15 protein-coding genes are annotated in these 14,425 nt (G+C 69.0%); 4 read left to right on the top strand and 11 right to left on the bottom strand.

Annotated elements, in window-relative coordinates; genetic code table 11:
- Positions 1–9: 9 nt before the first annotated feature.
- The 6 genes from AC30CM_RS08320 to fadD5 all read right to left on the bottom strand — a co-directional run bounded on the left by AC30CM_RS08320 (position 10) and on the right by fadD5 (position 7,478).
- Positions 10–1,605 carry a virulence factor Mce family protein gene (locus AC30CM_RS08320; RefSeq protein ID WP_490116374.1) on the bottom strand — a complete coding sequence of 532 codons (1,596 nt, stop codon included), beginning with the start codon at positions 1,603–1,605 and terminating at the stop codon, positions 10–12.
- Positions 1,602–2,651, bottom strand: coding sequence for a virulence factor Mce family protein (locus tag AC30CM_RS08315; protein WP_490116373.1), 1,050 nt, complete (start codon positions 2,649–2,651; stop codon positions 1,602–1,604). The genes AC30CM_RS08320 and AC30CM_RS08315 overlap by 4 nt, the downstream gene beginning before the upstream one ends.
- Positions 2,648–3,874, bottom strand: coding sequence for an MCE family protein (locus tag AC30CM_RS08310; RefSeq protein ID WP_490116372.1), 1,227 nt, complete (start codon positions 3,872–3,874; stop codon positions 2,648–2,650). Before AC30CM_RS08310 ends, AC30CM_RS08315 begins: the two co-directional genes overlap by 4 nt.
- A gap of 4 nt (positions 3,875–3,878) precedes the next feature.
- Positions 3,879–4,748, bottom strand: a complete 870-nt coding sequence (locus tag AC30CM_RS08305; RefSeq protein ID WP_490116371.1) for an MlaE family ABC transporter permease — start codon at positions 4,746–4,748, stop codon at positions 3,879–3,881.
- Position 4,749: 1 nt separating this feature from the next.
- Positions 4,750–5,550 carry an MlaE family ABC transporter permease gene (locus AC30CM_RS08300; protein ID WP_490116370.1) on the bottom strand — a complete coding sequence of 267 codons (801 nt, stop codon included), beginning with the start codon at positions 5,548–5,550 and terminating at the stop codon, positions 4,750–4,752.
- 200 nt (positions 5,551–5,750) lie between these two features.
- The gene (gene fadD5, locus AC30CM_RS08295; protein ID WP_490116369.1) at positions 5,751–7,478 is read right to left on the bottom strand and encodes a fatty-acid--CoA ligase FadD5; all 1,728 of its coding nucleotides are present in this window, start codon (positions 7,476–7,478) and stop codon (positions 5,751–5,753) included.
- An 83-nt stretch (positions 7,479–7,561) separates the two neighbouring features.
- Here fadD5 and AC30CM_RS08290 point away from each other — a divergent pair, with 83 nt between their 5' ends.
- Positions 7,562–8,305, top strand: a complete 744-nt coding sequence (locus AC30CM_RS08290; RefSeq protein WP_490116368.1) for a GntR family transcriptional regulator — start codon at positions 7,562–7,564, stop codon at positions 8,303–8,305.
- Here the strand turns inward: AC30CM_RS08290 and AC30CM_RS08285 are convergent.
- Positions 8,271–8,711 carry an SRPBCC family protein gene (locus AC30CM_RS08285; RefSeq protein WP_490116367.1) on the bottom strand — a complete coding sequence of 147 codons (441 nt, stop codon included), beginning with the start codon at positions 8,709–8,711 and terminating at the stop codon, positions 8,271–8,273. The two genes, AC30CM_RS08290 and AC30CM_RS08285, sit on opposite strands and share 35 nt — an antisense overlap.
- Before the next feature lie 18 nt (positions 8,712–8,729).
- On the opposite strand from AC30CM_RS08285, the gene AC30CM_RS08280 reads away from it, so the two are divergent.
- Positions 8,730–9,677, top strand: coding sequence for a D-2-hydroxyacid dehydrogenase family protein (locus AC30CM_RS08280; RefSeq protein WP_490116366.1), 948 nt, complete (start codon positions 8,730–8,732; stop codon positions 9,675–9,677).
- Here AC30CM_RS08280 and AC30CM_RS08275 read toward each other — a convergent pair.
- Positions 9,667–10,107, bottom strand: coding sequence for an acyl-CoA thioesterase (locus AC30CM_RS08275; RefSeq protein ID WP_490116365.1), 441 nt, complete (start codon positions 10,105–10,107; stop codon positions 9,667–9,669). The two genes, AC30CM_RS08280 and AC30CM_RS08275, sit on opposite strands and share 11 nt — an antisense overlap.
- Before the next feature lie 53 nt (positions 10,108–10,160).
- Here AC30CM_RS08275 and AC30CM_RS08270 point away from each other — a divergent pair, with 53 nt between their 5' ends.
- Positions 10,161–11,258, top strand: a complete 1,098-nt coding sequence (locus tag AC30CM_RS08270) for an alcohol dehydrogenase catalytic domain-containing protein (protein WP_490116364.1) — start codon at positions 10,161–10,163, stop codon at positions 11,256–11,258.
- 8 nt (positions 11,259–11,266) lie between these two features.
- On the opposite strand, the gene AC30CM_RS08265 is transcribed toward AC30CM_RS08270, so the two are convergent.
- Both AC30CM_RS08265 and AC30CM_RS08260 read right to left on the bottom strand, forming a co-directional pair.
- Entirely contained in the window at positions 11,267–13,063 is a 1,797-nt protein-coding gene (locus AC30CM_RS08265) for an acyl-CoA dehydrogenase (RefSeq protein ID WP_490116363.1), read from the bottom strand.
- A gap of 1 nt (position 13,064) precedes the next feature.
- A complete protein-coding gene (locus AC30CM_RS08260; protein WP_490116362.1) occupies positions 13,065–13,733 on the bottom strand; it encodes a TetR/AcrR family transcriptional regulator in 669 nt (222 codons plus the stop codon).
- Positions 13,734–13,874: 141 nt separating this feature from the next.
- On the opposite strand from AC30CM_RS08260, the gene AC30CM_RS08255 reads away from it, so the two are divergent.
- Positions 13,875–13,985, top strand: coding sequence for a hypothetical protein (locus AC30CM_RS08255; RefSeq protein ID WP_099045876.1), 111 nt, complete (start codon positions 13,875–13,877; stop codon positions 13,983–13,985).
- On the opposite strand, the gene AC30CM_RS08250 is transcribed toward AC30CM_RS08255, so the two are convergent.
- Entirely contained in the window at positions 13,970–14,410 is a 441-nt protein-coding gene (locus tag AC30CM_RS08250) for an MOSC domain-containing protein (RefSeq protein WP_490116361.1), read from the bottom strand. The genes AC30CM_RS08255 and AC30CM_RS08250 overlap by 16 nt on opposite strands.
- Positions 14,411–14,425 lie beyond the last annotated feature (15 nt).

Raw genomic sequence — 14,425 nt, 5'->3', positions numbered from 1 at the left:
CGGTGCCTCCTATCCCTGAGATCCGGGTGGCAGGAACGGGGGGTTGCCCGGCAGCGGCGGACCACCCGGCACCTCGGGCCCGGGGCCCGGGGGCGGGATGGGACCGACCAGCGCCGGCGGCAGCGGCGAGGTGCCGTCACCCTGCAGCGAACCCGGCGCGATGTACGGGTCCGACGGTCCGTCGGTGGGCGGCACCGTGCGCGCTCCCGGGGGTCCGGGCGCGAACGACGGCGGCGGGGTGCCCTGCACCGGCGGCGAGTACTCACCGGGGAACGCCGCGCTCGGCACGCCGGGAGCCGGCGGCGGGGCGTCGGGGTTCGGCGGAGCGCCGAGGACGTCGGGCGGCCCGTAGTTGTTGGGGCCGTAAGGGTTCGGACCGAACGGCCCGTTCTCGGCCTGCGTGCACGGCAGCGGGTTGCCCGGTGTCGGGAAGTTGTTGGCCGCCGGTGCGTAGGAGCAGGGCGAGCCGGCGATCACCGCGGGACCGGGATGTTCGGCGGTGCCCTCGAGCGGCGTCGGCGCGGGCGGCGGGGCGCCGTTGGCCTGCCGCTGTCCGTTGGGATCCGGGTAGCGGAACTCGGGAAGCCCAGCGTTGCGCCAGAACTCGTTGGGATCGATGCCGCGCTTCTTGAAGGCGGCGTCGACCCACGGCTGCAGGATCCAGTACGGCAGCAGGTTGACGAGCATCACCTTGAAGTAGGGGCCCGAGGCGAGCGCCTCGGCGAGCGACGCGGTGAACTTGCTCAGCGTCGACAGCGTGTCCACCAGGTCGTACTTGCGTTGCACCAGCACGTCGCTGACGGTGTTGAGCTGCGTGAGCACCTTGTTCAGGTTGGGGTTGTCGTCGATGAAACCCTTGACCTGGGTGGAGAACTGGCCCACCCGCTCCAGCAGCTGGCTGACACTGTTGTAGCGCTCGTTGATGGCGCCCAGCAGGGTCTTGGAATTCACCAGCAGCTGGTTGATCTGCTCGCTGCGGTCACCGAGCACGCCGGCGATCTTGTTGGCGTTGGCGAGCAGCTTCTTGATGTCCTCGTCGCGCTTGCCGATCGTGTCGGAGAACCGGGCGACGCCGTCGAGTGCGGCGCTCAGGTGCGGATAGGTCTGGTCGATGGTCTGCGACAGCACGTTGAGCGACTGCTTCACCGACTGGGTGTCCCAGCCCGACGCCGCCTTCGTGACGTCGAAGAAGGCATCGTAGATCTGGTACGGCGTCGTGGTCTGGCCCAGCGGCAGGACGCCGTTGGCGCTCAGCGGCGTCGAGCCCTTCGGCACGATCTCGAGGTTCTTGCGGCCCAGGATGGTGTCGGTGCGGATGTTCGCGCGACTCTCGGTGCCCACCTTGGTGGTGCCGAGGGAGTAGCCGATGACCACCTTGTCGCCGTCGATCTCCGCGCTGCGGATGGTGCCGACGTCGACGCCTGCGATGCGCACCTTGTCGCCGGGCTTGAGCCCGCCGGTGTCGGTGAACTGCGCGTAGTACGTCGGCTGGGCGAAGATCATCGGCACGCTGGCGAAGCTCTGGCCGACGCCGATGATCAGCACCAGGATGATGATGCCCATCATCCCGTTGCGGACGCGGTTGTCCCCTTCGAGAGTCCTCACTGCGGTGTGCACCTCCCCGAGGGCTGGCTCCACACCTTCACCGTGCGGACGGGTCCGCCCGGCTGAAGACCGTTGAGCCGCAACGTGACGTCGCACGCGTAGAAGTTGAAGAAGTCGCCGTAGACGCCGCCGGCGCGGCCGATGATCTTCAGGGCCGTGGGCAACCGGGTGAGGATGTCGTTGAGCTGGTCCTTCTGATCGACCAGCGGCTGCTGGATGATCTCGAGGTTGGTGACCGTCTTCTGCAGCAGCGGCCGGTTGTCACCGAGCAGGTCCGCGACCGAGCCTGCGGCGTCGCTGATCTCGGCCACCGACGACGCGATGGGATCGGCGCGGTTCTTCAGACCGGTGACCAGCTTCTCGAAGTTCTGCAGCGTCTCGTCGAACTGCTTCTGATGCTTGACCGTGGTGTCGAGCACGGTGTTGAGGTTGCGCACCACCTCCCCGATCGCCTGGTCGCGGTCGGCGATGGCCGCCGTGAGTTGTGCGGTCTGGTCCAGGATGTCGTTGATGGTGCCGCCCTGGCCCTGGAAGATCGTGATGATCGACTGGGCGATGTTGTTCACCTTGTCCGGGTCGAGCGCCCGGAACAGCGGCCGGAAGCCACCGATGAGCGCGTCGAGGTCCAGCGCGGGCGAGGTGAGCTTGTCGGGGATGGTGCCGCCGGCGGGCAGCAGCTTGTTGGAGTCGCCCCGCTTGAGTTCCAGGTAGCGGTCGCCGATCAGGTTGAGGTACCGGATGGATGCGGTGGTACCGCCGACGTCACCGTCGCTCTGGAACAGCTGCAGCGAGCGGTCGACGTCGAAGTCGACCTCGACCTTGTCGCCGCCCGGCAGCAGCCGGACGTCGGAGACCTTGCCGACCTCGACGCCGGAGGCGCGGACGAACTGGCCCGCGCGCAGGCCCGAGGCGTTGGTGAACACCGCGGTGTAGCTGTTGGTGCGGTCGAAGCGCATCTGTCCGAACACCACGATGATGACGGCAGTGAACAACAGCAGCACCAGCGAGAAGGCGCCGAGTTTGATGGCGGTTCCGGTGATTCTCATGGGTTGATCGTGTTCTCCCCGATCTGGCGACCCCATACGTATTCGATGGCGATCGGCTGGCCGAGTTCGAGGTGGTTGTAGGGGGCGATCGACGCGCCGGTGTCCATCACCAGGTACGGCGCCGGCCACAGGTCACGCGTGACGGGCTGCCAGCACCCGGGCTTGCCCTCGGGCCCGCCCCTGGCGTTCACCCGCGGCAGGTTGTCCGGATACACGTAGGGGTTTCCGGCGCCGAGGATCTCGGAGTGCGTGCGCAGCGAGTAGCCGTTGCCGCCCAGCGACGCCGCGATCTTCGGCTCGACGTCGTGGTAGTTGCGGATGGTGCAGAAGATGGCCGGGCTGTACTCGTCGAGCAGCTCGCTGGTGGGGACCAGGTCCGCGGCACCGCGCACCAGGTACGGGGCACTCTTCTCGAACACCTCGCCCGCGGTGTTGCCGAAGCCGACCGAGGCCATCAGCGCCTGGTCCACGTTGCCCTGCTGTTCGTTGAGGGTGCGGGCGGTGGTGACGGCATTGTTCAAGCCGTCGAACAGGTTCGGCGAGGCGTCGGCGTAGACGTCGGCGAGGTCGGCGAGGCGCTGGGTGTCCTCGCGGATGCGCGGCATCTGCGGGTTGAGGTCGGCGAGGATGGTGTTGCCGTCCTCGAGGGACTGTCCGAAGCGTTCGCCGAGTCCGCCGAGCGCCTGGGCGGTGGCGGTGAGGGTTTCGTTGAGCTTGACCGGGTCGACCTTCTGGGCCACCGACACCACGGTCTCGAACAGCGTGTTGAACTCGGTGGTCACCGACGTCACGTCGATGGGCTGGGCCGGGTTCACCCGGCCGGAGGGGTTGGGCGGCGTGGAGAACGCGATGTACTTGTTGCCGAACACCGTCGACGCCTTGATCTGCGCCTCGACGTTCTGCGGGATCAGGTGCACGAACTTCGGCTCGACGTCGAGGATGACCTTGGCCTTGGGCACGTCACCGACGGTGACCGAGTCGATCTGGGTGACGCGGCCGATCTCGACGCCGTTGTAGGTCACCTTGGAGCCGGGGTCCATCGACAGACCCGAACGCGCTGCCAGCAGCGTCAGCTGCGTCTTGGGCGAGAAGTCGCCGCGGAACTGACCCCACACCAGCGCCACGATGACGACGGCGACGACCACGAGCACCACGCCGGCGATCTTGTACGGCGGCGTCTTCGGGGTGTTGAGCGGCAGCTGCATCTGATCGGGACGAGTCATCGCATCACACCGTGAGGTTGAAGTTGGCGTCGGTGCCGTACAGCGCCAACGATGCGAACAGGACCACCAGCACGATCGCGATGAGCGAGGCCCGCATCGAGCGACCCACGGCCTCGCCGACGCCGACGGGTCCGCCGCTGGCGTAGAAGCCGTAGTAGCAGTGGTTGATCATGACGATGATCGAGATGATGATCGCCTGCACGAACGACCAGGCGACGTCGTCGGGACGCAGGAACGTGCGGAAGTAGTGCTCGTAGGTACCGGTGGACTGTCCGTAGAACAGCGTCGTGGTGACCTGAGCGGACAGGAAACTCATGATGATGGCCATCGCGTACAGCGGGATGATGACCACGAAGCCCGCCATGATGCGGGTCGACACCAGGTAGCTGATGGACTTGATGCCCATCACCTCGAGCGCGTCGATCTCCTCGCTGATGCGCATGGCGCCCAGCTCGGCGGTGGCGCCCGCGCCGACCGTGGCCGCCAGCGCCTGGCCCGAGACCACCGGGGCGGCGATGCGCACGTTGACCAGGGCGGCGAAGAAGCCGGTGAACGCCTCGACGCCGATGTTGCCCAGCGACGCGAAACCCTGGATGGCGATCAGCGATCCACCCGAGAGCGTCACGAACCCGACGATGGCCACGGTGCCGCCGATGACGGCCATGGCGCCGGTGCCCATGCCGATCTCGGCGATGAGGCGCAGGATCTCGCGGCGGTAGTACCGCAGCGCGTGGCCGATGGATCCGACCGCGGTGACGACGAACCACGCGATGTGGCCGACGCTGTCGAGGAAGCGCGCCGGTGCGCCGGCGAGCCGCTCGGCCCGGGGGATGGCCCGGGGGAAGCGCTGCCGCAGGACTGCAGATGTCGACATGTCAGCGCCCCGTTCCGAATCGGACACCGATGGTGGTCAGTACGACGTTCACGGCGAACAGCGCGATGACGCACAGCACCAGGGTCTCGTTGACCGCGGTGCCGACGCCCTTGGCGCCGCCGGAGACCGTGAGCCCGCGGTAGCAGCCGACGAGCCCGGCGATGAGACCGAACGTCATGGCCTTGACGACCGAGATGAGCACCTCGGGCAGGCCCGTGACGAGCGTCAGGGTGGAGACGTAGGCGCCGGCGGAGATGTTCTGGATGTAGACGCCGAAGACGAAGCCGCCGACGAGACCGATGGTGATGACCGCACCGTTGAGGAGGAAGGCGACGAACGTCGAGGCGATGACGCGGGGGACGACGAGCCGGTGGATCGGGTCGATGCCGAGCACCTCGAGGGCGTCGATCTCCTCGCGGATGGTGCGGGCGCCGATGTCCGCACAGATGGCCGTGGAGCCGGCGCCGGCCACGACGAGCACCGTCACGAGCGGGCCCAGCTGGGTGACCGCGCCCAGTGCCGCGCCCGCGCCGGAGATGTCGGCGGCGCCGAACTCGGCCAGCAGGATGTTCAGCGTGAAGATGATGAGCACCGTCAGCGGGATGGCGACCGCGATGGTGGGCAGGAAGGCCACCCGCATGAGGAACCAGCCCTGGAGGATGAACTCACGCCACTGGAAGGGCCTGCGGAACAGGGCCTTGAAGGTGAGCACGCACATCTTGACGAAGCCGCCCACGGCCGTGAGACCGGGCCTGACCTGGTCGCGGACGTAGCCGACCAGGCCCGAAGACTGCGCCGTCACGTGCCGATCCCGCGGCGGCCCGCTGAAGAACGGCTAACCCGTCGCACTCGCCCTCCTCGCCTAGGCCCCGACCGTGTGAGTCCCATCTCGCTACTGGTCAGTAGTAGCTGGGACCACAGGACTGTACCCGATGGATTCACGGCACCGTAGCGCATCGGCCGGATTGTGACCGTCGCCGTCGGCAAACTCGTCGCCACGTCCTATGCCTCCCCGGATTTCTCAGAAACCGTTGGAACAGAGCTACTTTCGCGAGCGTCAATCGAAACGCCGGCACCGAAGCGTGCTCTCAGTTCCGTCTTGAGCACCTTGCCCGCCGGGTTGCGCGGCAGGGCGTCGACCACCTCGACGGCCTTCGGGTGCTTGTAGCGTGCCAGGCGATCGGCGAGGAAGTGATCGAGATCGGCCAATTGGAGGCCCGGATCGTCGTCGCGGACGGATCCGGGGCTGCCGGTGCTCAGCACGATGACGGCCACCGGCACCTCGCCCCACTTGTCGTGCGGCCTGCCGATCACGGCCACCTCGACGATGGCGGGGTGACCGGCCAGGACGTTCTCCACCTCCGCGCAGTAGATGTTCTCGCCGCCGGAGATGATCATGTCCTTCTTGCGGTCGACCACCCAGACGTAGCCGTCCTCGTCCTGGCGCACCAGGTCACCGGAGTGGAACCAGCCGCCGTAAAACGCCTCGGCGGTGGCTTCCGGGTTGTTCCAGTAGCCGGCCATCAAAGTCGGTGCGCGATAGACGATTTCGCCGACCTCACCGACGGCGACGTCGTTCATTCCCTCGTCGACGACGCGGGCCGCCACCGTCGGGATGACCCGGCCCACCGATCCGAGCTTGCGGATGGCGTCCTCGGCGAGCAGCATGCACGTCACCGGCGACATCTCGGTCTGGCCGAACGCCGCCAGGATCTGGCAGCCGGGAAACGTCTCGGCCATGTCGCGCAGCAACGTGTCCGACGCCGGTGCCGCACCCCAGGACAGCGTCCGCAGAGCCAGCTCGCGTGGCCGGGCCCGCTGTGCCGCGCACACCGCCTGCCACTGTGCCGGCACCAGGAAGATCCCCGTGACGCGCTCGGCCTCCAGCACGTCGAGCAGCTGGTCGGGATCGAACGAGCCCAGCGGGTGGATGACCGTGGGGGTACCCAACGTCAGACCGGGCAGCATGTTGCCTATGCCGGCGATGTGGAACAGCGGCACGCCGATGAACCCCACGTCGTGGTTGATGTCGGCGCCGTTGGTGAACAACATCGTCATGGTCTGACCGGTGAGGTTGGTGTGGGTCAGCACCGCACCCTTGGGCCTGCCGGTGGTGCCCGACGTGTACATGATCAGGGCCGGGTCGTCGTTCGGAACGTCCACGGGCGCTGCCGGTTCCCCGGTCTCGCCGATCAGGTCCTCGTAGCCCTGGACGCCGTAGTCGTGGTCGCCGGGGGCGCCCGCGACCACGACCGTCCGCAGCACGGGTGTCAGGTCGCGGACGGCGGTCGCCACCGCCGCGAGGACGGGTTCGGTGACGACGACGCCGGCTTCGCAGTCGTCGACGAGGAACGCCAGTTCGGCGGGCGTCAGCCGGAAGTTCACCGGGACCGCGATGGCGCCGAGCAGGTTTACCGCCAGGAAGGTCTCGACGAACTCGGGGCGGTTGAGCATCAGGATCATCACGCGGTCGCCGGCATCGACGCCGCGGCGGTGCAGCGCGCCCGCCAGCGCCGACACGCGGCGGTGCAGCTGCGACCACGTCGTGGTGATGCCCAGGAAGCGCAGCGCGGGGTCGTCGGGCTGCATCAGCGCGTGGCGGGCGAGCTGGTTGGTCCAGTTCTGGCGGCGGGCCAGATAGGGCTGTGCCACCGGGTTCGGAGTGGTCAAGTGTTGTGCTCCCTGCAGTCCCCGGCGCGGGTTGCGCAATCTTGATATTTGATCAAACATTGTGTTGGTCAGGTCACACTATGGTGTCGCCGATCGGGGGACAAGTCCCGATCGACCTTCGCGGGGAGGGGAAGGGAGCGCCGATGCCTGCCGCCACCACCGTCACCGCGGGTCGCGGCGCGATACGCCGCAGACAGCTCTCCGACGAGGTGGCCGGCCACCTGCGGGCCCGCATCATGTCCGGCACGCTGCGACCGGGCACCTTCATCCGGCTCGACGACACCGCCGCCGAACTGGGGGTCAGCATCACCCCCGTGCGCGAGGCCCTGCGCACGCTGCGCGGTGAGGGTCTGGTGCACCTGGAGCCGCACCGCGGGCACGTGGTCGCGGCCTTCACCCGCACCGACGTCGAAGACCTGTTCTGGCTGCAGACGACCATCGCCGAACAGTTGGTGCGTACCGCCGCACAGCGCATCACCGAGGCCCAGATCGCCGAACTCGAGTCGCTCGCCGACGAATTCGACACCGCCCTCGAGGATCAGGACGTCGATCGCGTCGGCACCGCCGAGTTCGCCTTCCGGCGGGCCGTCAACGTCGCGGCGGGCCGGATGAAGCTCGCCCGCTTCCTGCTCCACGCCAGCCGCTACCTCCCGGCGAGCTTCTACGCGGGGGATCCGCAATGGGGTGCGCAGGCCATGTCCAACCACCGTCGGCTCATCGCCGCGTTCCGGCGCCGCGACGCCGACGCCGCCGCCCGCCTCACCCGCGAACAGTTCACCGACGGCGCCCGTCGGCTCACCGCACGCCTCGACGAGCTGGGGGTATGGGGCTCAAGCGCTCCGGCCGGCCCGGTCAGCGCCCGGCCAAGGCCTCCGCGCGGGCCTTGAGGTTGTCGGCCAGGTAGCCCAGCGCGTCGTTGACGACCTTCTTCACCATCATCGCGGGCACCGGCATGGTGGTCTCGACGTCGAAGTCGACCGTCAGCAGCGTCGTCGGCCCCATCTCCACCACCGAGAACAGCTGTTCCTGCTTGGAGAAGTGCTCGCCCTGCTGCATCACCGTCTGGATCTGGTTGGGCGCCGGGTAGTAGACGGCCTGGATGTAGACGCCGTCCATGCCCTGGATCGACGTGTCGAGCCGCAGCTGGCTGGGGCGACCGTCGTCGTAGCGGGCCAGGATCCAGCAGCCCTTCACCTCGTCGTTCCACTGCGGGTACGCCTCGAAGTCGGCGACGATCGACATGATCGTCTCCGCCGACGCGGACACCTCCACGGTCTTGCTCACGATGGGCACCGGGCGATCCTATAAGTCATGAGCACACCGATCCGGATCGCCGTCCTCGACGACTATCAGTCCGTCGCGCTGCAGAGCGCCGACTGGTCCCCCGTCACCTCGCGCGCCGACGTCACGGTCTTCACCGATCACGTCGCCGATCCCGACGACCTGGTACGGCGGTTGACCCCCTTCCAGGTGGTGATGGTGATGCGCGAACGAACTCCCCTGCCGCGCACCGTGCTCGACCGCCTGCCGAACCTGCGCATGATCGCGTCCACCGGCAACGTCAACGCCGCCATCGACATGGCGGCCGCCGCCGAACGCGGCATCCACGTCACCGGGACCGGCGGCTCGGTCGCGTCGACCGTCGAGCTGACGTGGGCCCTGATCCTCGCCACCGCCCGCGACCTGGTGGCCGAGCGGCAGGCCGTCGCCGACGGCCACTGGCAGCTGGGGGTGGGCCGCGAACTCGACGGCCGCGTGCTGGGCGTGCTGGGTCTCGGGCGCATCGGTGCCCGCGTGGCCCGCATCGGCACGGCGTTCGGGATGGACGTGGTGGCCTGGAGCACCAACCTCACCCCCGAGGCCGCCGCCGAGGCGGGCGCGCGTCACCTCCCGCGCGACGAGTTCTTCGCCGCCGCCGACGTGCTCACCGTGCACCTCAAGCTCGGCGAGCGCACCCGCGGCCTCGTCGGCGCCGCGGAGCTGGCGCTGATGAAACCGACCGCGACGCTGATCAACACCTCACGCGGGCCCATCGTCGACGAAGCCGCCCTGGTGGCCGCCCTGCGCGCCGGCGGCATAGCCGGTGCCGGCCTCGACGTGTTCGACGTCGAACCCCTCCCGGCGGCGCACCCGCTGCGCACCATGGGCAACGTCATCGCGACGCCGCACATCGGCTACGTCGCCGACCGGTCGTACCGGATCTTCTACCGCGACGCGGTGGCGGCCATCGCCGCATGGCTCGACGGCGTCACGTCGTAGCCGAGGCCAGCAGCTCGCGGATGGGCTCGGGGATCGGCACCGGCCGCCGGGTCTCCCGGTCGACGTACACGTGCACCCAGTGGCCGACGGCCGCCACCGGTGCCGCGTCGCCGGCGCCGAACAGCGCCAGCCGGTAGGTGACGCTGCTGGTGCCGATGCGCGCGACCGCGAGACCCACCACCAGCGGGTCGGGGAACCTCAGTTCGGCGAAGTAGCGGCAACCGGATTCGGCCACCACCCCCAGCCACGGGGCCCGGAGCGGGTCGATGCCGAGCGTGGTGTCCAGCCAGCCGTTGATCGCAGTGTCGAACAACTCGTAGTACTTGGCGTTGTTGAGGTGCCCGAACATGTCGTTGTCGGTCCACCGCGTGGTCACGGGCCAATGCACCGGGAAGTCGGCGCTCGTCAGCGTGCGGTCGTCGTCGGCCATGCCCGCATTCTCCCCCTGCCGCGGCGCCGTGACGGATGGGGCAAGCTGGGGGCATGCAGATCCGCGGAGCCGTCCTCGAACACATCGGCGCGCCCCGCCGCTACGCGGAATCGCGGCCCATCACCATCGCCGACCTGGACTTGGCCCCGCCCGGTGACGGCGAGCTGCTGGTGCGCATCGAGGCGGCCGGGCTGTGCCACTCCGACCTGTCCGTGGTCGACGGCAACCGGGTACGGCCGGTACCCATGCTGCTCGGCCACGAGGCGGCCGGGATCGTCGAGGGCGTGGGCGCCGACGTCGCCGACGTCGCCGTCGGCCAGCGCGTCGTGATGACGTTCCTACCCCGGTGCGGTCACTGCTCCGGTTGTGCCACCGACGGTTTGGCGCCCTGCGAGCCGGGAAGCGCCGCCAACGGCGCCGGCACGCTGCTCTCGGGCGACGTGCGGCTGACGCGCGCCGGCGAACCCGTGCTGCACCACCTCGGGGTCTCGGCGTTCGCGACCCACGCCGTGGTGGACCGCCGCTCGGTGGTCCCCGTCGACGCCGACGTGCCGCCGGTGGTGGCGTCGCTGCTGGGCTGTGCCGTGCTCACCGGCGGCGGCGCCGTACTCAACGCGGGCAGGCCGCGACCCGGCCAGACCGTCGCGGTGGTCGGGGCGGGCGGTGTGGGCATGGCGGCCATCCTCACCGCGCTGGCCCACGACGACGTCCGCGTCGTGGCCATCGACCGTCTTCCCGAAAAGCTCTCTCTGGCAACCCAGTTGGGGGCGCATGCGGCCATGACACCCGACGACGCCGGCGACCTGCGCGCCGACGTCGTGATCGAGGCCGTCGGCCATGCCGCCGCACTCGAGACCGCGCTGGCGGTGACCGCGCCCGGTGGGCGCACCGTCACCGTGGGACTGCCGCACCCCGACGCCCGGATCACTCTGTCCCCGTTGGCCCTGGTCGCCCAGGGCCGGTCACTGATCGGTAGCTACCTGGGTTCGGCGGTACCTGCACGCGACATTCCCCGCTTCGTCGAGATGTGGCGCGCCGGAAGGCTTCCCGTCGAATCGCTGGTGTCGGCCCGCATCGCGCTCGACGACGTCAACGACGGCATGGACCAGCTCGCCGACGGGCACGCCGTCCGCCAGATCATCGAGTTCTGAGCCGTCGGCTAGAACCAGGCGTCGCGCATCTCCAGCGTCGTGCGATCCAACCGGGACAACAGCTCCCACTGCGGTGCGGTCTTGGGCAGCTCGTAGCGGAAGAAGAAGCGGGCGGCGTGCCGCTTGCCCTCGTAGAAGTCGCCGGCGCGCCCCTCGGCGGCGAGATACTGCTCCAGCCACGTCCACGCCACCACGACGTGGCCGAACGCCTCCAGGTACACCGCACTGTTGGCCAACGCGGCCTCCAGGTCGCCCGAGGCGAACAGCCCCGCGGTGACCTCGAGCGTGCGCTGCCACGCGGTGCGCAGTTCGGCCGCCAGCTCCGCGGCCTCACCACCCACGGCGTCGGCGCGGTCGGCGGTGGCCGTCACCACGTCGCCGAGCGCCGTCAGGCTGGCTCCGCCGCGCTGAGACACCTTGCGTCCCAGCAGATCCAGGCTCTGAATGCCGTGGGTGCCCTCGTGAATCGGGTTGAGCCGGTTGTCCCGGTAGTGCTGTTCCACGTCGTACTCGCGGGTGTAGCCGTACCCGCCGTGCACCTGGATGGCCAGATCGTTGGCCGCCAGGCACCACTGCGACGGCCAGCTCTTGGCCACCGGGGTCAGGATGTCGAGCAGTAGTGTCGCCCGCTCCGCCTCGTCGGCGGATGCGGGCGCGTCCCGCAGGTCGATCAGCCGGGCGCAGTACAGCGCCAGGGCCAACCCGCCTTCCACGTAGGCCTTCTGCGCCAACAACATGCGCTTGACGTCGGCGTGCTCGACGATGGGCACCTGCGGCGTCGCGGGATCCTTGGCCGTCACCGGGCGTCCCTGTGGGCGTTCCCGCGCGTAGTCCAGCGACTTCAGATACCCGGTGTAGCCGAGGGCCACCGCCCCCATCCCGACACCCAGGCGGGCCTCGTTCATCATGTGGAACATGTAGGCCAACCCGCGGTGCGGCTCACCCACGAGATACCCCACGGCCCCGGATCTGCCCCCGGGAGAATGGGTTCCGTCACCCAGGTTCAGCACCGTGTTGGTGATGCCGCGTTGCCCCATCTTGTGATTGAGCCCCGAGATGGCGACGTCGTTGCGCTCGCCCAGCCCGCCGTCGGCGTCGACGAGGAACTTGGGCACCAGGAACAGCGAGATCCCCTTGGTCCCCGCGGGACCGCCGGGGATCTTCGCCAACACCAGGTTGACGATGTTCTCGCTCAGCTCGTGCTCGGCGCCCGAGATCCACATCTTGGTACCGAACAGCCGGTACGTGCCGTCGTCGCACGGTTCGGCGCGGGTGGTGATGTCGGCCAGCGACGACCCGGCCTGCGTCTCCGACAGCGCCATGGTGCCCAGGAACCGCCCGGCGAGCATGGGCCGCACGAACGCGTCGACTTGTTCGGGGGTGCCGAACTTCGACACCAGGTTCGCATTGGCCATGGTCAGCATCAGATAACCGGACGTCGCGACGTTGGCGGCCGCGATCCAGGCGAAGCCGGCCTGCGCCACGCACACGGGAAGGCTTGCCCCGCCCAGGGATTCGTCGGCCGTCATGCCGAGCAGGTCGGCGGCGGCGAACGCGTCGATGGCCTCCTTCACCCCGTCGACCACGGTGACCCGCGTGCCGTCGAACGTCGGCTCGTGGGCGTCGCTGGCCTTGTTGTGCGGGGCGAAGTACCGCGTCGCCAGGCTCTCGCACAGATCCAGGACTCCGTCGAACGTCTCGCGCGAGTGCTCGGCGAAGCGGTCCCGCTTGACCAGGTCTTCGGCCCCCAGCCACTCGTAGAGCAGGAAGTCCAGGTCGCGGCGGCTCAAGATGGTCGACTTCACGTCATTCCGCCGGGATGGTCGCGGCCACGTCGCTGACGTCCAGGCCCAGCGGCTCGGCGGCGCGCACCGCCTCGTCCTTGATCAAGCCGCGGAGCAGCGCGGTGCTGAACTCGACGGCGATCTCCTGGGCACTGCGTCGGCCCTGCGGACGCAGCCACCGATAGGCCCCCAGCGTCATGCCGATGTAGCCGAGCGCCAACACGTGCGAGTCGCAGTCGTAGAACTCGCCGCTGGCGATCCCGCGGTCGATCACGTCGCGGACGTGCTCGTAGACGGTGGTCTCCGAGGTGCGGATGTAGGCGACCTGTTCCTCGGTGAACCACTCCGTGATGTAGGGGCCCTCCTGGAAGTACACCGCGGCCCGCTCGATGTCGCTGGCGATGCCGACCAGAAGCCGGCGGGTGAAGTGGTAGATGGTCTCGCGGGCGGTGGCCGTCGGGTCGTCGTGCAACGCCCCGACCGTGAAGTCGGCCGCGCTCTTGTAGATGTCGTAGAGGATCAGCGACTTGCTGGCGTAGTAGTGATAGACGGTCGCCTTGTTGAGTCCGACGGCGTCGGCGACGTCGTCCATGCGCGTGCCGTGGTATCCCCGCGCGGCGAAGAGCTTCGTGGCGACGGCGAGCAATTCCTCGCGCCGCGTGGGGGCGCTGGCGTTCGCGGGTTCGGACATGGCGACTCACTATATGCAGGCCGGGGCGGCGCCCGGGGATCAATCAACTGGTTGGCCAGTCTAGGCTTTCACAGTCAATCCCTTGCCCACGAACCCGCAGGGCGGGTTAGACTCGCAGACGGTCGACGCTTGGAGGTAACGATGGATCCGAATCCCGATTACGACGCCAGCGACGAGATCGAGTACTTCTTCCAGTTCCTCCCGTGGGGTTTGCGGGGCGTCTACCCGCCCCCCGCCTACCCGCCGGTCTGACCGACCTCGACGGCATCGCCGACGCGGATCGTCCCCGACGACAGCAGTCGGCACACCGACCCCGCCCGCCTGCTCAGCGCCCGCGCGGCACCCGGGCCGATGACGTCGTCCAGCAGGCGGCACGGTGCCGCCACGCGCACCACCTCGAGTTCCACCTCCCCGATGCGGATGCGGGTCCCCGGCTTCGTGGGGACGTCTCCCGCGTCCACCGTGACGTTGCGGCGCGTCGCTCCGGCGTCGAAGACCCGGCCGAGGTCGCGGGCCGCGTCGTCCAGGCGCTCGCGGGACTGCAGCGTGACGTGACGGTGCCGGGTGCCGTGGTAGCGGTCGCCCACCAACCCGCGCCCCTCCTCGGCGACCACCTCGTCCACCGACTTCACCGGTAGCCGACTGCCCGGGGCGACGTGAATGGCGACCACCTGCACGCCCGCGAGGCTACG

It is taken from the genome of Mycobacterium sp. DHQP2018-32-09, from assembly GCF_058148405.1.
This window is presented reverse-complemented; position numbering and strand designations above follow the sequence as displayed.